Origin of the sequence: Pseudovibrio sp. W64, from assembly GCF_001623145.1 — a bacterium.
Lineage (GTDB): Bacteria > Pseudomonadota > Alphaproteobacteria > Rhizobiales > Stappiaceae > Pseudovibrio.
On the sequence record NZ_LMCI01000005.1, the window covers coordinates 15,092 to 37,781 of the forward strand.

Consider the following 22,690-nt stretch of genomic DNA (forward strand, 5'->3'; position numbering starts at 1 on the left):
AAGGGAGGATCGCATATGACTGATAATCAAACGCTCCTCTCTGTTGAGGACCTTTCCATCGCCTTCCAACAAGGCGAAAAGGAAAATCTCGCCGTTGACCAGATCTCTTTCGACATCAAGGAAGGCGAGACCGTCGCACTTGTGGGCGAAAGTGGCTCAGGCAAATCTGTTTCAGCACTGTCCGTGCTCAAGCTTTTGCCTTATCCGTCTGCAAGCCATCCAACTGGCAAGATCGTCTATCAGGGCCAAGATCTGATAGCAGCGACTGAAAGCGAAATGCGTAGTGTGCGTGGCAACAAGATCTCCATGATCTTTCAGGAGCCTATGAGTTCACTGAACCCGCTACACACGATCGAACAGCAGATCGCTGAGATTCTGAAGATCCACCGTGGCCTCGGTGAGACGAATGCCCGAAAGCGGGTACTGGAACTTTTGGATCAGGTCGGTATTCCAAATCCGGAAGAACGCCTGAAGTCCTATCCGCACCAGCTCTCCGGTGGTCAGCGTCAACGTGTCATGATCGCCATGGCATTGGCAAACGAGCCGGACTTGTTGATTGCGGATGAACCGACAACAGCACTTGATGTCACGGTTCAGGCGCAAATCCTGCAACTGCTGAAAGACCTGCAGAAGAGCACAGGCATGGCCATGCTCTTCATCACGCACGACCTTGGCATTGTTCGCCGGATCTCTGATCGTGTTTGTGTGATGACACAGGGCAAAATCGTCGAACACGGCGATACCGAAGATATTTTCGAAAGCCCTCAACACGAATACACCCAGCATCTGCTGGCGGCAGAACCTAAAGGGCATCCACCTGCCGGCGATACCAGTCAGCCAATTGTCATGGAAGCCAAAGACCTCAAAGTCTGGTTTCCCGTCAAACGTGGCTTTCTGCGTAAAACAGTCAGCCACATCAAAGCAGTTGATGGCATTGATGTGACCGTTCGCGCTGGGCAGACGCTAGGCATTGTGGGCGAAAGTGGATCTGGGAAGACCACGCTGGGCCTTGCGATCCTGCGTATGATCTCCTCAAACGGTCAGATCAGCTTCAATGGCTCTGATATTCAGGAGCACTCGTGGAAGCAGATGCGACCGCTGCGGCGGGATATGCAAATCGTGTTTCAGGATCCATTCGGCTCCCTGTCGCCGCGTATGTCAGTCTCGGAGATTGTTGGCGAAGGCCTCAAGATCCACATGCCCAATCTCACGGCCAAAGAGCGGGAAGCCAAGGTTGCAGGTGCGCTGGAAGAAGTGGGGCTGGATGCAGCTACGAGGTTCCGTTATCCGCATGAATTCTCAGGTGGACAGCGACAGCGTATCTCGATTGCGCGGGCAATGGTGCTTGAGCCAAAGTTTGTGATGCTGGATGAACCAACGTCAGCATTGGATATGAGCGTTCAGGCACAGGTGGTCGACCTGCTCCGCGATCTGCAAAAGGCTCATGGCTTGGCGTATCTGTTCATCTCGCACGACCTCAAGGTCGTCCGCGCACTTGCCAATGATGTGGTCGTTATGCAGCATGGCAAGGTGATGGAGGCGGGGACGTCAGATGAAGTCTTTGACAATCCGCAGACCGAGTACACCAAGGCCCTGATGGCTGCTGCATTCCGTCTGGAAGCAATTGAGGGCGTCATCAGCTATTGATGCGCTGCTGCTCTGCTCAATGAGCAATAAGAACTTACCCATGGCCGAATGTTCGGCCATGGTCACAGCAAATCTACGGTGGAAGTAAGGAACTAGGTTCCGACAACAACATCCTTGCCGACTTTTAGCGTAACCTTACCACTCGCTTCCATCAGCTGGATTGGCGTCCGCTTTGCAGCTTCCTTCAGTGCTTTTGTGAAGCCACCATCCCCTTTTAAAGATTCAGCCTTGAAGTTCTTAATTTTGGAGTCGTTGTTCACTTCATCCAAAAATTTGCCTTCCGCACGTTTCTTCTTCTGGTTCAGCTCTTTCATGAAAGCATCCTCGGTCTTTTCGTCAACCTTGGCTTTCTTCAGGCTTGCTTTGATTTTGCTGGTTTCTTTGTAAACCTGATCGATATCATCAAACTTCATAAGCACGGCCATCAGGATCTCCCTTTTGTTGTTTCTTTTGGATCAACGGCCAGTATCACGCTAGGGACACTACTTGTGCATTCTTACCATAGGGTAACAAAAGGAAGTGGAGGTTGAAGCATTTAAAGCAAAGCGCTTGTGCATCGTGCGGAGAACTTACATCCAGCGCCGGACGCGTGCTTTGTAGGCAAGGTACTCTTGACCAAAGTTCTCTTCTAAAAGGTCTTCTTCCGGTTTGATCTGGAACAGGGTGATATAGACAGCAAAACCCAGAGCAACTGGAATAGCAAACAGGTTTCCCTGAAAGATGGCCCATCCCAACAGAATGAACTGCAAGCCCAGATACATCGGATTGCGTGTTTTGGAGTAAATTCCGTCAGAAACAATCGCGCTCGCATTTTCAGGATGTGTAGGGCTCGTTGTCGTCCGCGCTCTGCGGAACTCAGAGAGCCCGGTCACTCCAAAATAACCACCAGCTCCGATGCCAATCACAAGAAATGCTGTCTCTGCACCATGCAGATTGATATCTCCGGGAAGCAGTGTTGCAACCATCCAGATGATAACCGCAAAGCTAAAGAAGACAGCCACAGGCGGGAACCTGAGTTTTAAATTTTCCATTGTGTTCCAGTAGTTTGTTGTTCCAGAAATGCAGGAAGCCTATCAGTTCTCAGAGAGTGCCAGCTTAACACCAAGCGCGCCAAACGTAGCTGCAAAACCTCGTTTGAGCCAAGCCATAACTTTTGGGCGGTTGATCACATAATCGCGGGCCAGCGACGCCATTGCGCCGTACCCGATGAAAACAACAAATGTAAGCGCCATAAAAACAAAGGCATGGAAGAGCAGAGCAGATGTTGCATTTTCACTGCCAGGAGAAACGAACTGAGGGAGGAAAGCGAGGAAAAACAGAGACAGTTTCGGGTTCAGCACGTTGAGCAGAATACCGTCGAGTGCAGTGCGATAAAGAGTTCTCTCGCGGCTTTCACCGCTCACTTCCAGCGCGCCACCACTGCGCAAAATGCTCCATGACATGTAAAGCAGATAAGCAACCCCAAGATACTTCAGGATCTGAAAAGCAAGGGCGCTGCTATGAAAGATCGCTGCCACCCCAATAATACTTGCCAAAGCCGCAGGAACAATCCCGAGCGTACAACCAAACGCAGCAGCAACACTTGGCTTAAGCCCTTTCCCAAGCCCGATAGCAATCGTGTAAAGCACACCTGTGCCGGGCAACAGAACAACAATGAAAGAGGTCAGAAGATACTCAAGTGTCATGGAATAGCTCACAAATTGATAGCACGGCAACAGAAGCACCAGTCTATCTGATTGCTCTGGCGTGTCCAATGAACTCGAAGAAAATGAGCTGAAAGTAGGTAGGAGTGGAAAGGCGAAGGACGCCTTCCCAAATCACATAGCTTAGTTAGTCTTGCTCGTGGTCTTTGCCAGCAATCGCTGCTGCAAAGTCTTTTGCTGAGAACGGCTCAAGGTCTTCTACGCCCTCACCAACGCCAATGAAGTGCACTGGCAGGCCGTATTTACGGGCAATCGCCACCAGAATACCGCCGCGGGCTGTGCCGTCCAGCTTGGTCATTACAAGACCAGTTACACCAGCAACCTTGCCGAAAATCTCCACCTGAGAAAGAGCATTCTGGCCTGTGGTCGCATCGAGGGTCAGCAAAGTGGTATGCGGTGCATCAGGAACGCGCTTGCGGATCACACGAATGATCTTCTCAAGCTCATCCATCAACTCAGCTTTGTTCTGCAAACGGCCAGCGGTATCAATCAACAGCACATCAGTATCGTTGCTGAGAGCGGCATCAACGGCATCGTAAGCTAAGCCAGCAGCATCCGCGCCGGTATCGCGCGCCACAACTTCAGCACCAGTGCGCTCACCCCAAATTTTCAGCTGTTCAACAGCTGCAGCGCGGAATGTGTCGCCAGCTGCGAGCATCACTTTCTTACCCTGCTCATGAAGCAGAGATGACAGCTTGCCGATTGTGGTGGTTTTGCCTGTACCGTTTACGCCAACCATCAATACGATGTGTGGTTTATGACCGCTTTCAAGGTCCAGCGGTTTAGCAACAGGTTCAAGGACGCTTTCAATTTCTTCAGCAAGGATGCTGCGGACTTCCTCGCCTGAAATTTCCTTATCATAGCGACCATCAGATACACGGTCGGTAATCGCAATCGCTGTATCAATGCCAAGGTCTGCTTGAATCAGAATATCTTCCAGCTCTTCAAGAGTATCTGCATCCAGCTTGCGCTTGGTGAAGATCGAGCTGATGCCCTCGGATAGGGCATTAGAAGAACGGGAGAGGCCAGCTTTAAGACGCTGGAACCAGCTCGTTTTTACTGGAACATCTTCTCCAGTTTCCGCAATTCCCGGAGTTTCTCCAGCTTCTTCAGCCTCTCGGCTCTCTTCGACCGCTCCAGTTTCCTCGTCTCCTCCGGATCCTCCGCTTTCCCGAACACTTTCAGAGCTTCCTGCTTCTTCAGGTCCTTCCGCTGTTCCTGATGCTTCAGTGATCTCATCTGTGAGAACGGGTTGTCCATCGGCAGTATCCTCAGCAACGGGCGCAGCATCATCGCTGACCTTTGGGGAAAGTATATCTTGCTCAGGCTCAACGTCTGCTGAATTTTCCTCACGCAGATCGTCATTGTCCAGGTAGGCGGTCTCTTCTAGGGCTTTGGTTTCTGCCTCATCCAAATCATGAGGCTTATCAGAAACTTTCTCTTCGGTCTCAGGCTCCAACTCAGGTGTGAGCTCTGGATTTTCCAGATCAAGAGTTTCATCTGCGATTGCTTCAGCCGTTTCTTCAAGGCCTTTAACAGGGTCAAGCGGAACGGATTGAACGCCTTCTAAAGACTCACGCAGCTCTGCACTGTCAGGAGCTTTTTCCTCCTGCAGGCTCTGTGTTTCTTCTGAGGAACCGCCAAACAGGCGACTGAAAAAACCGCGCTTCTTTTCGCTCATGCTGGAAAGATACCTTTGAAATGTAAAAGCTTAAGCTGCTTTGCCAAGTGGCTCTGCAATTAGATGTCTTTCGGTATGCCCTGTAATGCGTGCGGAGACAAGGCTTCCGGCAACATCCGCATCCAGTTCAACCTGAGTAAATTGCTCAGTGCGACCAAGTCCCTCACGCTCAATCAGGATCTCACGCTTCTTGCCCACTTCGGCACGAAGGTGAGCCAGCAAAGCTTCCTGACCTTTTTCACGAAGGCGTGCAGCGCGCTCTTTAATGATCTTGCGATCGAGCTGCGGCATACGGGCCGCTGGAGTGCCAGGGCGTGGGGAGAACGGGAACACATGCAGATGTGTCAGCCCGCACTCATCAACGATGCGCAAGGTGTTCTCGAACATCTCATCAGTCTCAGTCGGGAATCCGGCAATAATGTCAGCGCCAAAGACAACATCAGGACGCATTTTGCGCACGTCTTCGCAGAACTGGATCGTGTCTTCGCGGGAATGACGACGCTTCATGCGCTTCAGGATCATATTGTCGCCAGCCTGCAAGGAAAGGTGCAGATGCGACATCAGGCGATGATCATGCGCGATTACGTCCATCAGCTCATCATCAGCTTCAATGCTGTCGATGGAGGACAGACGCAGGCGCTTAAGATCAGGCACCATCTTCAAAATCTTGGAACAAAGCGTGCCAAGCTTAGGCGTTCCCGGCAAATCAGCACCGTAGGACGTAATATCAACGCCAGTCAGAACGATCTCGCCATAACCGTTGTCGACAAGGCGTTTAATCTGGTCAATGACCACACCCATCGGCACAGAACGTGAGTTACCACGGCCATAAGGGATGATGCAGAAGGTGCAGCGATGATCACAGCCGTTCTGAACCTGAACAAACGCACGAGAGCGTCCTTCCAGTCCATCAATCAGGTGACCTGCAGTCTCGCGCACGCTCATAATGTCGTTAACGCGCACCTTCTCGGTTTCTTCAATGCCAAACTGAGCGACACGGCCATAAGAGGCGCGCTCCAGCTTTTCAGAGTTGCCAAGAACCAGATCCACTTCGCCCATCTCGGCAAAGGTTTCAGATTCTGTCTGCGCCGCACAGCCAGTTACGATAATACGTGCATCCGGATTTTCGCGGCGGGTTTTGCGAATGGTCTGTCGTGCTTGACGGACAGCTTCGTTGGTCACGGCACATGTGTTGATCAGCACGGCATCCTTAAGGCCCGCAGCCTCTGCTTCGCGCTTCATCACTTCCGACTCATAAGCGTTCAGTCGGCAGCCAAATGTCACAACATCAATGCTCACTGTGTAGGCTCCATTGCCGCGTCCCCCGAAGCGGTCTTTGTGTAGGTGAGGGTGTCGAGATTGAGCTCGCCCTCGAATTCAATTGCGGTTTCACCGGTCATCATGATGTGGTCGTTGTCCTCACGCCACTCAATACCCAGCGGTCCTCCCGGCAGATGGACAGTGCACTTACGTCCTGTCCGCCCAGTTCTGGCAGCAGAAACACCCACTGCGCAGGCCCCGGTGCCACAAGCTTTTGTCAAGCCAGCACCGCGTTCCCAGACTTTCATGCGGATCTCGTTTTCGCCAATGATCTGAGCAAGAGAGATATTCGCCTTTTCAGGGAACATCGGATGACACTCAAGCAATGGTCCAAATCGCTCAAGGTCGTGGGCTTCAATATCATCCACCCAGAAAATGGCGTGCGGATTGCCAACATTCACAACACTGGGTGAATGCAGAACCGGTGCATCAATTGGCCCGATCTGAAGCTCAATGGCACGCGTGTCCGCAAACTCTTCCGCAAGCGGGATCTGGTCCCACTCAAAACGCGGAACACCCATATCAACGCTCACCAGCGTCTCTGTGTCAGAAGCATGTGCAATCAGCAAACCAGCGTTGGTCTGAATAGGAACGCTTGGAGTGCCTGCTTCACCCATTAGCAGACGGCCAATGCAGCGTGTTGCGTTACCGCAAGCATCTACTTCGCTGCCATCGCGATTGTGGATACGCATAAAGGCATAAGCATCAGAACTTGCAGGCTCGACCGTAATCATCTGGTCAAAACCAATACCCTTTTCGCGGTCTCCGATAGCTGCAATTTGCGCCGGAGTTAAGACAACCTTCTTTGCGCGGCCATCAAACACCACGAAATCATTGCCTAAACCGTTCATTTTCAAAAAGGGAACCAGCGTATCCGCCATGAGCTTGCTTCCATTCATGCGTAATCCGTCAAGAAGGCACTATATGGATTAAATTACTTTAGATTACTAGGGAAAATGCAGGGAAAAACCTTGTCTGAGACGATTGTGAGGCCAGCTTTAAAGCCTCTCTAATCGAATTCTCTGGTTTTGCACTAATCCGCACAGACTTCCAGCATGTCACCGGGCGCCATTTCCTTCAGGATTTCGCGCATCACTTCCGGATAAACCGCAACGCATCCCTCTGTCGGTAAAAAGCCTTCTCGTGCCACGTGAAAGAAGATTGCGCTGCCTTCGCCTTTGACCGCCGGATACATATTGCAATCCAGCACGACAACAATGTCGTAAAGCCGGTCATCTCGCCACATCTTCTCATGGCTGGGCTCAAACGGCAGATCGACGGGGCGGTTATAAAGAGTATCCTGAGGAGAATCACACCAACCATCGCTTTGAGACAGGGGTGAAACTGGCAAATACGTGACTGGACAAGAGCTGCGATCCGAGCGGTAATACACATTCAGCAGTTCAAAACGCCCAATCGGAGTTGCGCCGTCACCTTCGCGCTTTGTGTGCGTCAAACCAGATCGTCCAAGTGCACACGCAAATGTTACTGCGCCTAGTGTCAGTGTTCCTGAGTGAGGCTCATCACCTGTATGCCGCACAAATAGGGTCTTCTGGGTCTTCTTAAGTAGCTTTGCGGGGGGAGTGGGTACTGCGAGAGGAAGCATCTATGAACCTGTTGTCCTGCGGAAAACACCGGGAGAAACACTCCCAAATAAAGCGGGGGTCACTTACGCGTGAAGTAGATTTTACGAAAAACTTTGAGATTTACCACGTTTTTGCTCGCCTTTTTTTCGGCAACCCTTCATGTATTTATGTGAGATAAGTTTTAGGGCTAGCACCAAAGATTGGTGATTGGGTGAGAATATGACTGCACGTAAAATTCTGCTTGTAGATGACGATAACGATCTGCGCGAAGCGCTCGTTGAGCAGCTGTCGCTTTATGATGAATTTGAAACCACTCAAGCTGACAGTGCTGCGACTGGCATCAAAAAAGCAAAAGAAGATCACTTCGACCTGGTTCTGATGGACGTTGGTCTGCCGGACATTGATGGCCGTGAAGCTGTGAAGTTGCTGCGTAAAGCAGGCTTTGGCGCTCCAGTCATCATGCTCACCGGTCATGATACAGACAGTGACACAATCCTTGGTTTGGAAGCTGGTGCAAACGACTACGTCACCAAGCCATTCAAGTTCGCTGTTCTGCTTGCTCGCATTCGTGCGCATCTGCGTCAGCATGAACAGAGCGAAGATGCTGTGTTCACCATTGGCCGTTATTCCTTCCAGCCTGCTGCAAAGTCCATGCAGGACGATAATGGTGGGAAGGTTCGTCTGACCGAAAAAGAAACTTCTATCCTGAAGTTCCTCTACCGTGCAGGTGAAAAGCCAGTGACACGCGACGTGCTGCTGCATGAGGTTTGGGGCTACAACTCCGGCGTCACCACACACACGCTGGAAACTCATATTTACCGTCTGCGTCAGAAAATTGAGCGTGATCCGTCCAATGCGGAGCTGCTCGTGACAGAAGCTGGTGGATATAAGCTTGTGCCTTGAGGCATAAGCAGCTAATCCAAGAACTATGAGTCTAGCCCGCGACATCGAAATCTTAAGACGCGTTCCTCTCCTCTCGCAATTTTCAGAGGACCAGTTGCGCCTGCTCGCATTCAGTGCGGAAACCATGCAGGTGTCTAAAGGTGGAACGATTTTTAATGAGGGTGAGCGGGCAGACGGTGGCATTGTGCTGACAATCGGCAAGGTGCAGCTGGAAACCGGTATGGGGCGCGACGCGCGTCCCAGAGGCACCTACGGCCCCGGTACTCTGTTCGGCGAAAACGCGCTGATGGCTGAGGGCAAACGTCCGGCCCGCGCTGTCGCACTTGAAAATTGCGAATTGATCCGCGTCCGCCGCGCACTCTTCTCCCGCATGCTGCAGGAATTCCCAGAAACGGCACAAAAGCTTTATGTCGATAAAGCTAACCAGTTTACGACAGCTGCTGCCGCTTTGGCGCGCGTTGGTCGCAAGTTGGACGAAGTGGACGCTCTCAATGAGCGCCATAAACAAGAAGTTGCTGCTAAGCGCAGTTAAGCCAGCAGCCCTTTAAAGCGGCTTCTGCACACGGCTCTCTTTAAAATCATAGATAATCGAGCTTTCGATCTTGGTGATGTAGGCCCGCTTTGTGAACTTCTCAAAGGCAAGGCTTTTCAGGTGATCGATATCGCGAACACGCAGATGGGCGACGATATCGTATGCTCCACTGATGAGCGTGACGGATTTTACTTCCGGTAGCCCAACAACCTCCTGCATGAATTCCTCCACCAGAAGTGCTTCGTGTCTGTCCAGCTGAATGAAGAACATTGCCTCAAAGCCCACTCCATAGGCTTTCGGGTCCACAACCGCATGGCTACTCTGTAAAATACCACTGTCTTTCAAGCGCTTAATACGCTCATGGCAAGCAGATGGGCTCAGGTTAACCTCTGCAGCTACCTGTTTATTGGGAAGCAGTGCATTATTCTGCAAAATTTCCAATATGACGAAGTCTGTTCGGTCGAGATGGTGAGAAGAAGTCATTTTTCGGAATCAATTCGATATTCGGAGGATATGCGCCGCAGTATATTCGGAGAAAATTTGGAATAAAACCTCTCATAAGAAAATACTCTCAATGGCAGCGAATACCCTTCTCTTTTTGATCACCATCCTAAGTCTGATTATCGTGCCCGGCCCGGATATGCTGTATGTCACCAGCAGGGCACTTGCGAGCGGAAAACCCGCTGCCCTCAAAGCATCTCTCGGAATTTCAGCAGGCTATCTCGTGTTTACCGTTTTGGTTGCTGCGGGCTTTCAGTCTCTCTTTCTGGCGGAACCAAGGCTGTTTCAGGCAATCCGCTGGGTAGGTCTGGCCTACCTTATGTACCTGGCCTATCGCCTCTTCTTCGCAAGCGGCATGTGGACTTCAGAAGATGAGCAACAAGCACCAGCAGATACCAATGATCTGAAGTTCGGCTTCCTCACCAGTTTGCTGAACCCAAAGGGAATGCTCTTCTATTTCTCCCTGCTGCCGCAGTTCTATGTGCCGGAGGTTATGCCTTTCTGGCTCTACGCGTTGGTTTTCGGCATGGTGGCAAGCCTGCTCTGCCTGATTGTTTACTACGGCGTTGGCAGCCTCGTTTCCGGCCCTGCCCGCGTGTGGCTGGCAAACAGCAACAACGGCAAACGCGTCTCCATGCTCGCCAGCCTTTGCGTCTTTGCCGTCGGCATCTCTATGGTTGTTGCCGATATCGCGTAAACGCATCTGCACGATCTTTTGAAAAGCGCATTGTAAATCAAGCCGTCAGCTTGTGATATGACTGCATGTCGCCTTCATGCAGTCATAGTTTGCCGCTTTGACTGAGCCAACCAACGTCTCACTCAAAGAGGAAAGTGCTTCCATGCCAAACACAGTCAGTAAAGTACTTGCAGGAGCCGTTGTGGCTACACTGCTCACGTTGGGCGGGCTAAACTCTTCTGCGCTTGCTCAAACTTATACAGAGCAAGACGTTTTTGCTGCAGTAGAGGCGAATGACATAAAGGCATTAGACCAAATCGCAAAAGCCGGAGCGTCACTGGATGCCCGTGATAGCTCTGGTGATACAGCGGTTATCGTTGCAGCCAGACGTGGAGACCTTGAGCTAGTCGAGCACTTGGTCAAACTCGGCGCCGACATCAATCTGATGGATGCCAAAAAGCGTGATGTGCTGAACATAGCGATCACCACGAGTAACCCTGAACTGGCACGGTTGGCTCTGGACTTAGGGATCGACCCTTCCATGGTGACATCTGTCTATGAAGGTTCTGCGCTCATCTACGGAAGCCATCAGGGGGCTGTCGAGATTGTTTCCATGCTGATTGAGGCTGGCGCACCGCTTGATCATGTCAACAATCTGGGCTGGACCGCACTTCTTGAGGCCACCATTCTTGGCGACGGCAGCGAACCTTATCAGACGATTGTCAAGAAACTCGTTGATGCCGGAGCCGACAAAACCATCGCCGACCGCAACGACACCCTCCCAATCGACCACGCCCGCAACAAAGGCCACACAGCAATCGTGCAGCTCTTGGAAGATTGATCAAGCAGTATGGGGGACAACAAAAAAGGGCGCTCAGGGCGCCCTTTGTCTCATCAGCTTTGACATGATGGCTTAGTGCCAAGGATGGCTCAGTCCTAGTTTGTCTTCGTAGCTGTCGATGTGGTCGGTCTTTTGAAAAGTCTGACCAATGTCGTCAAGGCCGTTCAGCAGGCAATGCTTGCGGTGTGGGTCCAAATCAAACTTGATTGAGCCGCCATCCGGGCCGCGCACTTCCTGTTCTTCCAGATCAACAGTCAGGGTAGCGTTTGCGCCGCGGGACGCATCATCCATAAGCTTGTTGAGATCTTCCTGGCTCACCACGATCGGCAGAATGCCGTTTTTAAAGCAGTTGTTGTAGAAGATGTCAGCAAAGCTGGTGGAGATCACACAGCGAATGCCGTAATCCAGCAGAGCCCAGGGCGCGTGCTCACGGGAAGAGCCGCAGCCGAAGTTGTCACCAGCAACAAGGATCTGGGCATTCTCGTAGCTTGGCTTGTTCAGCACAAACTCTTCGTTTCTGGAGCCGTCATCATTGGTACGCATCTCATGGAAAAGTGCAGTGCCAAGGCCTGAACGCTTGATGGTTTTCAGAAACTGCTTCGGGATGATCATATCGGTGTCGATGTTGACCAGTGGCAGCGGCGCAGCAACGCCTGTCAGTGTACTAAACTTTTCCATGGAAGACTCTCCTCGGATCTCTGGAATTCTCTAATTTTTATTAGGCTACAGCGAGATCAATGCTCTCGTACAGGCCCATCATAATATTCAGGTTTTGGACGGCTGCGCCGGAAGCGCCCTTGCCAAGGTTGTCATAGATTGCGACCAGCAGAGCTTGGTGCCGGTCATCATTGGCAAAAACGTGCAGCTGCATTTTGTTTGTACCGTTGAAGATTTCCGGGCTCAGGTCCTCAATTGCGTTGACGCTTTCAAACGGTGCGACCTCCACATCGCCAGCAATGCTGGAGAAATGGTCATCAAGCACAGCGTGCAGGTCTTTGCCTGTCGGTGCGTTACGCAGTTGTCCCAGCTGCAACGGCACAAATGTCATCATGCCCTGCGCATAGTTGCCAACCGCTGGCTGGAACAATGGTGCATGGGCAAGGTCAGCATACAGCTGCATTTCCGGCAGATGCTTGTGTCCAAACTGCAAACCGTAAGGCCAGTAAGAAGACGGCTTGTCGCTGGCTTCATACTTTTCAATCATCTGACGGCCACCGCCAGTATAACCGGAAACTGCGTTCACAGTGAGTGCGTGGGTGGACGGAATAACCCCAGCTTCCAGCAGTGGACGCACAGTCGCGATCACGCCTTGCGGGTAACAACCCGGATTGGAAACGAACCGCGCGTTGGAAATGATCTCCGCCTGATCCTTCGTCATCTCAGGAAAGCCGTAGGCCCAATCTGGATTAACGCGGTGTGCAGAAGATGCATCAATAACGCGGGTGCTGTCATTCTTGATGAGCGACACGCTTTCCAGTGCAGCTGCATCCGGCAGGCACAGGATCGCAACATCAGAAGAGTTCAATAGTTCTGCACGAGCTGCCAGCTCCTTGCGGCGCTCCGGAGCGATGCTGAGGATCTCAATGTCACGGCGCCCGGCCAGACGCTCGCGGATCTGCAGACCCGTCGTTCCGGCTTCTCCATCAATGAACACGCGCACTGACATTTTCGACTCCTTGGAGCTTGTAGTTGGAATTAGGTTCAGGGGTTGTACAACGTCCATCACCCATTGTCACAGAATAGGGCGTGTTTTTTTAGGCCTCTGTCCTCAATTGGCAGTTGAGGGGGGCTCAAGCAACTTCAGGTTCACAAGAAGGGCTTTTCGAATATTACAAGAATTCCCGTATGTCGCTCACATCCGAACACATTCTACTGAAAACGATGTTTTTGCGGGATTCTTGTCGCGTTTCGCATTGAAATATTGAGTAAATGCACCTTAATAGGTTTCAAAGGCATAGGCCGCGTCCATGTGGCATGTTCGCGCAGCCTGTGCCGACTATAATGTTGGATGAGGAACGCCTGAATGTCTGTAACGACAGCCGAGGCTAAAGCTGGGCTTATTGCCGATACCTGTGCACTGCTAATTGACGATAACGAAGACGAAGCAAGGTTTGCTGAAGACCTCTTCTCTCACGCCGATGCAGAAGATCTCCTGAACTATACCCCATCAGAGCTTGCGGTCGTATCGCAGGAAGCCTGGGCTGATTTCGCAAATCACCCGCTGGGGACCCATCGTATTCGTGTGTTCAATCCGCAGCCAAACGCTGACGGCAAGCAACTCGAAGACATTACCATCGTTGAAATCGTCAACGATAACATGGCCTTCCTCGTTTCCTCCGCGATGGGGGCAATCCAGACAGCCGGCTACGAAGTACGCCTCGTACTGCACCCGCTCTTCATCGTAGAGCGTGATGATGATGGCGGCCTGCAAAAGTTCCACGGCACTGTTGGTCTTGGAGGACCATCTGTTCGCCGCGAAAGTCTCATCCACATCCACCTTACACGTTTGAATTCTGATGAGGACATCAAGAAACTCGAAGAGACTCTTGACCTTGTTCTCAATGACGTCCGTCAGGCCGTGCAAGACTGGCGCCCAATGCGCGATAGAATCCAGCTGGCGGTTGAAGAATACCAGCAGGTTCGCGCAAAGGCAGACAACAAGCAGTTTGACGAAGCAATCGCCTTCCTTGAGTGGATGGCGGCTGATAATTTCACCCTCTTGGGGATTCGCGAATTCATTTTTGATGACACCAGCGAAAACAGCGAACTCTCTCTGATCGAAGGTTCAGGTCTCGGCATTCTGACCGATCCGAAGGTTCGGGTGCTCCGCAAGGGCTCTGAATTCGTTGTTATGACGCCGGAAATCAGAGAGTTCCTGCTGAAGCCGGAACCACTGATCATCGGTAAAGCCAACATCCGCAGCCGCGTCCACCGTCATGTTCACATGGACTATGTTGGCGTGAAGCTGTTTGATGATGAAGGCAAGCTTCGTGGTGAACTGCGCGTTGTCGGTCTCTTCACCGCAACAGCGTACACCCGCTCAACCAGCTCTATTCCTTACATTCGCCATAAGACCGCGAAAGTAATGAAGAAGCACGGCTTTGATCCGGAAAGCCACAGCGGTCGTGCACTTCGCAACATCTTGGAAGGTTATCCGCGTGATGATCTGTTCCAGATTGATGTTGAAACCCTCTCCAACTTTGCAGATGCGATTCTTCAACTCAACGAGCGCCCACGTGTCCGTGTTCTGTCCAGAACCGACAAGTTCGATCGTTTCGTATCGATCATCACGTACATCCCGCGTGATCATTTCACCACGAGCATTCGTGAGCGGGTTGGTAAGTATCTGGCAAATGTCTACGAAGGCCGTCTGTCAGCTTGGTACGCAACATTCCCTGAAGGACCTCTCGTCCGCGTCCATTATATTGTTGGCCGTTATATCGGCGATACGCCTCAGCCGTCTCAGGCAGAGCTGGAAGCCTCCATTCAGGTCATTGTCCGTACCTGGACAGACAGCCTGCGAGAAGCGCTCCGCTCAGTCTATGGCAACGCCATCTCTGGCGCACTGCTGAAGCGGTATGGCTCTGCGTTTGATGGTGAATACACCTCCGCGACACCAGCGGTGACCGCGACCAAGGATATTCGCCGCGTTGAACAGCTGGGTGAGAAGCGCCCGCTTGTCATCAGCTTCTACAAGCGCGAGCGTGAAGGTAAGGGCCAGATTTCTCTGCGTGCCTACCACCTCAACAAACCGATTCCATTGTCCGCTCGTGTGCCGATGCTCGAAAATCTCGGGTTCCGCGTCATCAACGAGAGAACCTATCGGATTACGCCGTCAGATCGCGAACTTAGTTATCTGCACGACACCACGCTGCATCTGGACGAAAATCGCTTCCGCAACTTCACAGAAGCCGATATTGAACGACTCGGTGCATTGTTCCTGGCAGTCTGGAACAAACAGGCTGAAAACGACGGTTATAACGCCCTTGCACTGACAGCAGGATTGGCATGGCGCGACATCGCTATGATCCGCGCACTCTCCCGCTACTTGCGTCAGGCTGGAATCCTCTATTCTGAAGATTATATGTGGGGAACTCTTAACCGCTATCCACAGATCGCTCAGCAGCTCGTTCACCTGTTCCATACACGCTTCGATCCTACACTCGGAACGTTTGAACGTTCGGGTAAGGAGGGGCGTCTGATTGATGAGATTTCCGCAAGCCTTGATGAAGTAACGAGCCTGGATGACGACCGTATTCTCCGTCGTTTCCAGAATCTGATCCTGGCAACATTGCGCACCAACTTCTTCCAGCTGGATGATGCTGGCCAGCCAAAACCAACCTTCGCATTCAAACTTGACCCACATAAAGTGGAAGGCCTGCCAAAGCCGCTGCCGTACCGCGAGATCTTTGTGTACAGCCCACGCGTTGAAGGCGTGCACATGCGCTTTGGTCCGGCTGCTCGTGGTGGCCTGCGTTGGTCAGACCGTGCTCAGGATTACCGTACAGAAGTGCTGGGCCTTGTGAAAGCACAGCAGGTCAAAAACGCTGTGATTGTTCCTGTTGGCTCAAAAGGTGGTTTCCTGCCGAAACAGCTTCCAAAAACAGGCAGCCGTGACGAGTGGATTGCGGAAGGAACTGAAGCCTACAAGATCTTCATCTCCTCCCTGCTGGATCTGACAGATAACCTGGACGCTGACCTCATCCTGCCACCAGAGCTGGTTGTTCGTCACGATCAGGACGACCCATACCTCGTTGTGGCAGCTGATAAAGGCACCGCGACTTTCTCAGACACCGCAAACGCGATCTCAGAAAGCAAAGGCTTCTGGCTGGGCGATGCATTTGCGTCCGGCGGCTCCGCTGGATATGACCATAAGAAGATGGGCATCACCGCACGCGGCGGTTGGGAAGCTGTGAAACGTCACTTCCGCGAAATGGACCGTGACATCCAGAAAGAGCCATTCACCGCATGTGGTGTTGGTGACATGTCTGGAGACGTGTTCGGCAATGGTATGCTGCTTTCAAAGGCAACCAAACTCGTTGCTGCCTTCGATCACCGCGATATCTTCCTTGACCCGAACCCGGATCCAGCTGTGACCTGGGAAGAACGCAAGCGTATGTTCGATCTGGGGCGTTCGTCCTGGCAGGACTACAACAAGGAACTGCTCTCAGAAGGCGGCGGCATCTACCCACGTTCTTCCAAGTCTATTCCTCTGACCATTCAGGTTCAGAAGATGCTCGGCCTCAACAAGTCGAAAGCATCTCCTCAGGAAGTCATGACCGCTATCCTGAAGATGCAGGCAGACCTGCTGTGGTTCGGTGGTATCGGCACATACATCCGTGCTTCTGATGAAAACAACAGCGATGTGGGCGATCGCGGCAACGACGCAATCCGTATCACAGCAGCTGAAGTCGGTTCGAAAGTCATCGGTGAAGGTGCAAACCTCGGCATCACTCAGAAAGCTCGTATCGAGTTCTCTCGTGCCGGTGGTCGCTGTAACTCCGATGCGATTGATAACTCTGCTGGTGTGAACTCCTCCGATATGGAAGTGAACATCAAGATTGCGCTGGGCGCTGCAGTTAAGAAGGGTACACTGACCACTCCGGACCGCAACGTTCTGCTGGCGGATATGACAGACGAAGTTGCTCAGCTGGTGCTGCGTAACAACTACCTGCAAACTCTGGCAATCTCACTCTGTGATCGTCGTGGTCTTGAAGATTTGGGCTATCAGGTCCGCATGATGCGTCAGCTCGAATCTCAGGATCTGCTGGATCGTGTTGTTGAAGATCTGCCAGATGATGTGACCATTGAAGAACGTGAAAAAGCAGGTCACCACCTGTCTCGTCCAGAACTGGGCGTGCTGCTGGCATATGCTAAACTCACGCTCCATGATGAGTTGCTGGACAGCTCCGTTCCTGATGATGCCTACCTCGCGAAAGAGCTGTACCGCTACTTCCCGAAACAGATGGCAGAGACCTACACTCAGGAAATTGAAGGACACCGTCTGCGTCGCGAAATCATCGCAACAATGCTGGCGAACTCCATCATCAACCGGGGTGGTCCCGCATTCCTGACCCGCATCATCGATCAGACCGGCGCGTCTGTCGCTGATGTAGCCCGTGCCTTCGCTGTGGTGCGTGATGCCTTTGGGCTGACCCAGCTGAACGAAGAGATCGACCGTCTCGACAACACCATCTCCGGTGATTTGCAGCTAGAGCTCTATACTCTGGTTCAGGATTTGGTGCTGGGTATGGTGATCTGGTTCCTGCGCAACGTCTCCTTCGAAGACGGTTTGGAAGCAGCGATCAACCGCTTCCGCGATACCGTCAAGCGTCTGTCTCCACGTCTGGAAACATTCCTTTCCGAAGAACGGGCAGCAACGCTCAAAGCGGAAACAGATCGTCTGGTGGAAGCTGGTGTTCCAATCATGATCGCGGCTCGTATCGCCCGTCTCATCGGCGAAATGGTGATCCCGGATATCGTTCTGGTCTCTGAAAAAGCCAACCGTGACGTGGATGAAGTTGCAGCCTCCTACTTCCGCGTGGCCGAGCACTTCAAGTTTGGTGCGATTGAAGAACTGGCTCGTGAGTTTGTCATTCGTGATTACTACGACGGATTGGCACTCGACCGTTCCCGCTCCATCCTGGCAAATGCTCTGCGTGATCTGGCTGCTCAAGCCCTTGCGGATGAAAAAGGCTTTGATGGTTGGCTGGAACGTAATGGCGGTAAAGCTGAAAGAACACAGCAGGCAACCAACGAGATTCTGGAGAAGAACCTGTCGGTTTCCAAGTTCTCTGTGGCAGCTGGCATGCTGGCAGAGCTTGCAAACTAAGCTCTGTAAACAGTACAAAAAACAAAACCCCGGTGCAGCACCCTGCACCGGGGTTTTTCTTTGCCTGAGATCAGAATTATCTGTTCTTGGCGTTCTTCTCTTTTTCCATCGCCAGTCGCATTTCAAGGTCGGAGATATGCTTCATCGCGGCCTTCTTGTCCTCGTCGCTGGAGGCAGCGCGGTACTTCTCACGCGCTGCAGCAATGTCATGGGTCAGCTGCACTTCGCGAGGGGCGGCAGCACGATCAAGTACGCTCTTGTCTACACCTTCGATGCGCTCTTCTTCGACCTTGGTTCCTGACTTTGAACGGAGCGCTTCCAACTGCGCTTTGAGTTCTTGTTGGGCGGCGGCGTTCTTATTGTTTTTATTGAGGTCGAACATGCTGGTTCCTTCTCACGTGTCAAAACATATCCTCCCCATAGATATGAATTTAAACCAGCGTCTCTGTCTATTACGTCCCGAAAGGTGTGCTGAACCTGAGCTTAATGCTGTGGGCCTCTATCTATTCAAATCCGACACATTCTGTGCGCGACCTCATTTATAGATCAGCTTGGCAGTCACAATCGCACCAACCGCGATAATGGAGATGATATTGCCAATAACAAGCGGCCAGGCCTCCATCATGATGCCATAGACAAACCAGAGCACCACAGTGCTCAGCACAAGAAGGTTTGCAGCAAGGGAGAGGTCTTTTGTTTCGCGAGACCGCCACGTTTTCACGGTCTGCGGAAGCCAGCACAAGGTGCCAATAATGGCAGCGAGATAGCCGATGTAATCTGCGTAAACGAGCATAGTGATAATCGCATTTGTAATGTGAGATAAGAAAAGCTTGGGTAGGTGAAAACAGAGTAGCACAACAGGAAATCTAGCGTAATAGGTGCATGTGCGGCAGGTCTTCGCACAAAAAAAGCCTCGGGCGCACCGAGGCTTCATCATCATTAGGTCGGCTAAGAGGCCGTTAAAAGACTCGGACCTCTTCTCGTGCAACCAGTTCGGACAGCGTTTTGATGCGTGCACCATTTTCCTTGAAGTTCGCAGGCGAAAGCCATTTTTCAAAGGAGGCACGCAAAACGGGCCATTCGCTATCAAGCACCGAGAACCAAGCCGTATCCAGGTTCTTGCCTTTGACAACGGATGCCTGACGCAATGTTCCCTCGTAGCTGAAGCCAAGGCGCACAGCTGCTTTACGAGACACTTTGTTCAAGGCATTACACCGCCATTCGTAACGACGGTAGCCCCATTTATCGAACACTCGCTGCATCATCAGGAACATCGCTTCCGTACCGCCGCACTTGCGTTGCAGCAGGGGAGAGAAGTGGATGTGCCCAACTTCGATGCTGCCAGTTTCAGGCACAATGTTCATGTAACTCGCAACACCAAGAGCTTTCCCGCCTTCTTGTTCAATGATAGCAAATGAAAACGGGTCGTTCCCGGCAGCCAACTCCTTGATGTATTGCTCAAAGCTTTCAAAGTCTAGAAAAGGGCCTTCATCCAGATAGGTCCAGTTCCGGCCTTCTGTATCGACACTGAACGCCTCATACAGGTCTTGCGCATGCTTTTCGGGGTCCAATCGCTCCAGTCTGCAAAAGTGACCGACCATCGTCTCGTCTGTCGGCAGCTGAGCCGGAGCCCAATCCAACATATCTTCGCCCACGACCTGCCCCAGTTCGTTCTGGTTTTGAGAGGGATCCTTTTCGGATTTCTCTGCGGATTTCAGTGCAGCTAGATATGCAAGCATTTTAGGCCTCCTCGGAATGTCCCGATCTGGAAAGTTTAAAGCACCAAAATGACAAAACCCCGACCTTTCAGTCAGGGTGTCATCATCAGGTATTAAAGGCGTTCAGAAGGATCGTTCTTTCTTACAAGAGCAGAACTTCCGCGTTCATTGTCGTCCTCGTCTTTCCTCGAAGACGTAAACGCCCAGAAACTCCGCTTAATGTCACCTTTGGCAAAACAGTCGTAAAAGTCGCGACGTCCATACATGGAGTTCTTGCTACAGCCGTAGCCGTACCAGTAGCAGGTATCGCTTTTCTTCACTTCAATGTGGCCGTGGCGATTGCGTTTGTCGCGGTTATAAACGCAGATCGAGCCATCTGGCGCACGATCAGGGCTGCTCACGCGCAAGCGTTTGAAGCCATATTTCGGGAGAGCCTTGATCGCCATGTAAGCCGAGCCACCCGGAATGTAGGTGTCTACCAGACCTTCAGAAATCAGATGCTTCTTCACATAGCGGTAGCAGTAGGTCATGCCGCGGCGGCGACGAGCGGAGCGAACACGGCCAGAGCTTGCGGCCAGCACAGCGCCAGCATAACCAATGTAGCTGTCTTCTTCGCTACCGGCGATCTTGTCTGCTTCGTCACGGCTGAGTTTGGCAACTTCAGTCAGCGTGTAGGTCGAAAAATCTGCTTTGGAAACGTAAATGTCAGCGGTGATGCTGCCGTCTTCGTCCGGCTGGTCAACACCCAGACGAACCAGCTCGCCTTTGGTTGGGTCAGTCGCCCAGTCCAGCACGCTCAGCTGTGCGCCGACAGGTAGGATTTGTTGAAGAGAGGAGCCTGCCTTGCCGTCTTCAGCTGTCGCCCAGCCTTTAGCAAGAATTGGCTTGGCAACATTATAGTTGCCGGAAGTGGTCATCTTGTTTTGCGGAAGAGTATCTTTGCCGGAGAGCAGAGAAACTGGCTCCTCAGACAAAGATAGGTCACCAAAAGAAGCGTTTGGCCCTGCAGCAACTGCTGTAGTGAGAACCAGAAAACTAAACCCTGCATACGCGGATACTTTTGCAAGCTGTAGCATAATTCCTCCGAAAGCCTTTTTTAGGCACAGCGGCACCGGTTCCCGCGCGCGTTGCATGCGAGATTGCTGGAACTTGGCAATAAGAAACGGTCGAGGCGCTCACGCGCTTCGTGGTTCATGCCAGTCTGATGATGGTGCGCAGCTGTCGTTTTACTGACGCAAGCTCCTGCACGGGGGCATCTTGCACGCCGGCAGGCAAAACTTTCCAGCAAGCTTTCCGGGGAAGGCCTGCAGGCACTCAACGCTCAAACACATGCAATACAGGCTGGCGCCGGCCTCTCGGTGCCAGTCTGTCAGACAGCAATGTAAGAGCGCGTTTGCTCGTTTAGATCTTGCGCAGCGCCACGGTTTCGATGCTATGGTCTGTTCCCTTTGTCAGGATCAGATCAGCGCGTGGTCGCGTCGGCAAGATGTTCTGGCGAAGGTTCTCCAGATTGATGTTTTGCCAAAGGTCCTTCGCGATCTCTTGCGCCTTATCATTCGAAATTGTGGAAAATTTATGGAAATATGAACCGGGATCTCGGAATGCCGTCTCACGCAGACGCATGAAACGCTCCAGATACCAGCGTTGCAGCACTTGCTCTTCCGCATCAATGTAGATGGAAAAGTCAAAGAAATCAGAGACAAAGGGCACTGCCTTTGCCGCTTTTGGCTGATGCGAAGTCTGCAAAACATTCAGCCCTTCGACGATCAAAATATCTGGCTGTTCGACTGTGACATGCTGTCCCGGCATCACATCATAGAAGAAATGAGAGTAAATCGGGGCACGAACTTTGCGCTCTCCGCCCTTGATGTCTGTCAGGAACTTGAGCAGTGCAGAGCGGTCATAACTCTCAGGAAAGCCCTTCCGACGCATCAATCCTTCTGTTTCCAGAACAGAGTTGGGATACAAAAAACCATCAGTGGTGATCAGGTCCACTTTCGGGCTTGCAGGCCAGCGTGAAAGCAGTGCCTGCAACAGGCGGGCCGTCGTTGACTTGCCGACAGAGACCGAACCCGCAATACCAATGATGAACGGCGTTCGGGTCAGCTGCATGCCCAAAAAGCGCTTCGTTGCAAACTGAAGGCTTTGGGAAGCTTCCACGTAATAGGCAAGCAGACGAGACAGTGGCAGGTAAATATTCTTCACCTGCTCCTGAGACACAAAGTCATTGAGCGATTGCAGGTCTTCAATTTCCTGCATGCTCAACGTCATTGGTGTACCTGCGCGTAAAGACGCCCATTCAGTCTCTGTAAAGACAGAGTAGGGGGACAGGTCCAGCTCTTGCACTGGAGCGATTTCTTTATGCATAGCGTTAGCGCTCAAGGCCCCTCGTGCCTCCCACTTCGCGTGACAGGAAGAAAACTAGTCGTCCGTACGAGACGCTTTTTCTTCCAGTCCGGTTTGGCCGGTGCGTGCTGCAAGCTTAGCTAGAACTTCATCCAGCGACACATCGGAAACCTTCATAACAACAAGTAGATGATAAAGCAGGTCAGCTGCTTCAGAAGCAACGCCGTCTCTATCACCTTCTACGGCTGCAATCGCAGTTTCAACGGCTTCCTCTCCAAGCTTCTGTGCACACTTGGAAACGCCCTTTGAAATGAGTTTGCGGGTATATGACATTTCATCGTCACTGTTCGCACGTGCAGCAACAATAGCCTCTAGGTCCGAAAGGGTAAAATTGGTCATTTGGC

The 22,690-nt window shown here is 52.0% G+C and carries 22 protein-coding genes; 6 read left to right on the forward strand and 16 right to left on the reverse strand.

What is annotated here, in order from left to right; genetic code table 11:
* Nucleotides 1-15: 15 nt before the first annotated feature.
* Complete coding sequence (locus PsW64_RS02825; protein WP_063302635.1) at nt 16-1,647, forward strand: ABC transporter ATP-binding protein; 1,632 nt, start codon at nt 16-18, stop codon at nt 1,645-1,647.
* A 92-nt stretch (nt 1,648-1,739) separates the two neighbouring features.
* Here PsW64_RS02825 and PsW64_RS02830 read toward each other — a convergent pair whose 3' ends face one another.
* The 7 genes from PsW64_RS02830 to PsW64_RS02860 all read right to left on the reverse strand — a co-directional run bounded on the left by PsW64_RS02830 (nt 1,740) and on the right by PsW64_RS02860 (nt 7,891).
* A complete protein-coding gene (locus PsW64_RS02830; protein ID WP_057463051.1) occupies nt 1,740-2,072 on the reverse strand; it encodes a hypothetical protein in 333 nt (110 codons plus the stop codon).
* A gap of 144 nt (nt 2,073-2,216) precedes the next feature.
* Nucleotides 2,217-2,678, reverse strand: coding sequence for a methyltransferase family protein (locus tag PsW64_RS02835; RefSeq protein ID WP_057463050.1), 462 nt, complete (start codon nt 2,676-2,678; stop codon nt 2,217-2,219).
* A 42-nt stretch (nt 2,679-2,720) separates the two neighbouring features.
* Complete coding sequence (locus tag PsW64_RS02840; protein WP_063302687.1) at nt 2,721-3,332, reverse strand: LysE family translocator; 612 nt, start codon at nt 3,330-3,332, stop codon at nt 2,721-2,723.
* Between the two features lie 145 nt (nt 3,333-3,477).
* The gene (gene ftsY, locus PsW64_RS02845) at nt 3,478-5,031 is read right to left on the reverse strand and encodes a signal recognition particle-docking protein FtsY (RefSeq protein ID WP_063302636.1); all 1,554 of its coding nucleotides are present in this window, start codon (nt 5,029-5,031) and stop codon (nt 3,478-3,480) included.
* Nucleotides 5,032-5,061: 30 nt separating this feature from the next.
* Nucleotides 5,062-6,330, reverse strand: coding sequence for a tRNA (N(6)-L-threonylcarbamoyladenosine(37)-C(2))-methylthiotransferase MtaB (gene mtaB, locus PsW64_RS02850; protein ID WP_063286366.1), 1,269 nt, complete (start codon nt 6,328-6,330; stop codon nt 5,062-5,064).
* Entirely contained in the window at nt 6,327-7,232 is a 906-nt protein-coding gene (gene dapF / locus PsW64_RS02855) for a diaminopimelate epimerase (RefSeq protein ID WP_063302637.1), read from the reverse strand. The genes mtaB and dapF overlap by 4 nt, the downstream gene beginning before the upstream one ends.
* Before the next feature lie 152 nt (nt 7,233-7,384).
* Nucleotides 7,385-7,891, reverse strand: a complete 507-nt coding sequence (locus PsW64_RS02860; protein ID WP_244271704.1) for a L,D-transpeptidase family protein — start codon at nt 7,889-7,891, stop codon at nt 7,385-7,387.
* 265 nt (nt 7,892-8,156) lie between these two features.
* On the opposite strand from PsW64_RS02860, the gene PsW64_RS02865 reads away from it, so the two are divergent.
* Together PsW64_RS02865 and PsW64_RS02870 are read left to right on the forward strand one after the other, a co-directional pair.
* Complete coding sequence (locus tag PsW64_RS02865; protein WP_063286368.1) at nt 8,157-8,840, forward strand: response regulator transcription factor; 684 nt, start codon at nt 8,157-8,159, stop codon at nt 8,838-8,840.
* Between the two features lie 94 nt (nt 8,841-8,934).
* Complete coding sequence (locus PsW64_RS02870; RefSeq protein ID WP_208980539.1) at nt 8,935-9,372, forward strand: cyclic nucleotide-binding domain-containing protein; 438 nt, start codon at nt 8,935-8,937, stop codon at nt 9,370-9,372.
* A gap of 12 nt (nt 9,373-9,384) precedes the next feature.
* Here the strand turns inward: PsW64_RS02870 and PsW64_RS26995 are convergent, their stop codons facing one another.
* Nucleotides 9,385-9,855, reverse strand: a complete 471-nt coding sequence (locus tag PsW64_RS26995) for an Lrp/AsnC family transcriptional regulator (RefSeq protein WP_082596803.1) — start codon at nt 9,853-9,855, stop codon at nt 9,385-9,387.
* Nucleotides 9,856-9,946: 91 nt separating this feature from the next.
* Here PsW64_RS26995 and PsW64_RS02880 point away from each other — a divergent pair, with 91 nt between their 5' ends.
* Entirely contained in the window at nt 9,947-10,570 is a 624-nt protein-coding gene (locus PsW64_RS02880) for a LysE family translocator (RefSeq protein ID WP_057463043.1), read from the forward strand.
* A gap of 142 nt (nt 10,571-10,712) precedes the next feature.
* Nucleotides 10,713-11,390, forward strand: a complete 678-nt coding sequence (locus tag PsW64_RS02885) for an ankyrin repeat domain-containing protein (RefSeq protein WP_063302638.1) — start codon at nt 10,713-10,715, stop codon at nt 11,388-11,390.
* Nucleotides 11,391-11,462: 72 nt separating this feature from the next.
* Here PsW64_RS02885 and leuD read toward each other — a convergent pair whose 3' ends face one another.
* On the reverse strand, nt 11,463-12,068 hold the full coding sequence (gene leuD, locus PsW64_RS02890) for a 3-isopropylmalate dehydratase small subunit (RefSeq protein ID WP_063302639.1): 606 nt from the start codon (nt 12,066-12,068) through the stop codon (nt 11,463-11,465).
* Between the two features lie 40 nt (nt 12,069-12,108).
* A complete protein-coding gene (gene argC / locus PsW64_RS02895) occupies nt 12,109-13,056 on the reverse strand; it encodes an N-acetyl-gamma-glutamyl-phosphate reductase (protein ID WP_063302640.1) in 948 nt (315 codons plus the stop codon).
* A gap of 357 nt (nt 13,057-13,413) precedes the next feature.
* On the opposite strand from argC, the gene PsW64_RS02900 reads away from it, so the two are divergent.
* Nucleotides 13,414-18,222 (forward strand): NAD-glutamate dehydrogenase, encoded by a 4,809-nt coding sequence (locus PsW64_RS02900; protein ID WP_063302641.1) that lies wholly within the window; start codon nt 13,414-13,416, stop codon nt 18,220-18,222.
* A 76-nt stretch (nt 18,223-18,298) separates the two neighbouring features.
* Here the strand turns inward: PsW64_RS02900 and PsW64_RS02905 are convergent, their stop codons facing one another.
* From PsW64_RS02905 to PsW64_RS02930, 6 genes are all read right to left on the reverse strand, one after another.
* On the reverse strand, nt 18,299-18,604 hold the full coding sequence (locus PsW64_RS02905; protein ID WP_057463039.1) for a hypothetical protein: 306 nt from the start codon (nt 18,602-18,604) through the stop codon (nt 18,299-18,301).
* Nucleotides 18,605-18,757: 153 nt separating this feature from the next.
* On the reverse strand, nt 18,758-19,015 hold the full coding sequence (locus PsW64_RS02910; protein ID WP_063302642.1) for a SemiSWEET family sugar transporter: 258 nt from the start codon (nt 19,013-19,015) through the stop codon (nt 18,758-18,760).
* A 166-nt stretch (nt 19,016-19,181) separates the two neighbouring features.
* Nucleotides 19,182-19,961, reverse strand: a complete 780-nt coding sequence (locus tag PsW64_RS02915) for a GNAT family N-acetyltransferase (protein WP_063302643.1) — start codon at nt 19,959-19,961, stop codon at nt 19,182-19,184.
* 92 nt (nt 19,962-20,053) lie between these two features.
* A complete protein-coding gene (locus PsW64_RS02920; RefSeq protein ID WP_063302644.1) occupies nt 20,054-21,016 on the reverse strand; it encodes a hypothetical protein in 963 nt (320 codons plus the stop codon).
* Between the two features lie 325 nt (nt 21,017-21,341).
* Nucleotides 21,342-22,307 carry a type I pantothenate kinase gene (gene coaA, locus PsW64_RS02925; protein ID WP_057463035.1) on the reverse strand — a complete coding sequence of 322 codons (966 nt, stop codon included), beginning with the start codon at nt 22,305-22,307 and terminating at the stop codon, nt 21,342-21,344.
* Between the two features lie 54 nt (nt 22,308-22,361).
* Nucleotides 22,362-22,685 (reverse strand): phosphoribosyl-ATP diphosphatase, encoded by a 324-nt coding sequence (locus PsW64_RS02930; protein ID WP_057463034.1) that lies wholly within the window; start codon nt 22,683-22,685, stop codon nt 22,362-22,364.
* Nucleotides 22,686-22,690 lie beyond the last annotated feature (5 nt).

Coding starts and splice junctions, on each gene's coding strand:
- PsW64_RS02825 (WP_063302635.1), top strand. CDS start 16: ATGACTGATAATCAAACGCTCCTCTCTGTTGAGGACCTTTCCATCGCC.
- PsW64_RS02830 (WP_057463051.1), bottom strand. CDS start 2,072: ATGGCCGTGCTTATGAAGTTTGATGATATCGATCAGGTTTACAAAGAA.
- PsW64_RS02835 (WP_057463050.1), bottom strand. CDS start 2,678: ATGGAAAATTTAAAACTCAGGTTCCCGCCTGTGGCTGTCTTCTTTAGC.
- PsW64_RS02840 (WP_063302687.1), bottom strand. CDS start 3,332: ATGACACTTGAGTATCTTCTGACCTCTTTCATTGTTGTTCTGTTGCCC.
- ftsY (WP_063302636.1), bottom strand. CDS start 5,031: ATGAGCGAAAAGAAGCGCGGTTTTTTCAGTCGCCTGTTTGGCGGTTCC.
- dapF (WP_063302637.1), bottom strand. CDS start 7,232: ATGGCGGATACGCTGGTTCCCTTTTTGAAAATGAACGGTTTAGGCAAT.
- PsW64_RS02865 (WP_063286368.1), top strand. CDS start 8,157: ATGACTGCACGTAAAATTCTGCTTGTAGATGACGATAACGATCTGCGC.
- PsW64_RS26995 (WP_082596803.1), bottom strand. CDS start 9,855: ATGACTTCTTCTCACCATCTCGACCGAACAGACTTCGTCATATTGGAA.
- PsW64_RS02880 (WP_057463043.1), top strand. CDS start 9,947: ATGGCAGCGAATACCCTTCTCTTTTTGATCACCATCCTAAGTCTGATT.
- PsW64_RS02885 (WP_063302638.1), top strand. CDS start 10,713: ATGCCAAACACAGTCAGTAAAGTACTTGCAGGAGCCGTTGTGGCTACA.
- leuD (WP_063302639.1), bottom strand. CDS start 12,068: ATGGAAAAGTTTAGTACACTGACAGGCGTTGCTGCGCCGCTGCCACTG.
- argC (WP_063302640.1), bottom strand. CDS start 13,056: ATGTCAGTGCGCGTGTTCATTGATGGAGAAGCCGGAACGACGGGTCTG.
- PsW64_RS02900 (WP_063302641.1), top strand. CDS start 13,414: ATGTCTGTAACGACAGCCGAGGCTAAAGCTGGGCTTATTGCCGATACC.
- PsW64_RS02905 (WP_057463039.1), bottom strand. CDS start 18,604: ATGTTCGACCTCAATAAAAACAATAAGAACGCCGCCGCCCAACAAGAA.
- PsW64_RS02910 (WP_063302642.1), bottom strand. CDS start 19,015: ATGCTCGTTTACGCAGATTACATCGGCTATCTCGCTGCCATTATTGGC.
- PsW64_RS02915 (WP_063302643.1), bottom strand. CDS start 19,961: ATGCTTGCATATCTAGCTGCACTGAAATCCGCAGAGAAATCCGAAAAG.
- PsW64_RS02920 (WP_063302644.1), bottom strand. CDS start 21,016: ATGCTACAGCTTGCAAAAGTATCCGCGTATGCAGGGTTTAGTTTTCTG.
- coaA (WP_057463035.1), bottom strand. CDS start 22,307: ATGCATAAAGAAATCGCTCCAGTGCAAGAGCTGGACCTGTCCCCCTAC.
- PsW64_RS02930 (WP_057463034.1), bottom strand. CDS start 22,685: ATGACCAATTTTACCCTTTCGGACCTAGAGGCTATTGTTGCTGCACGT.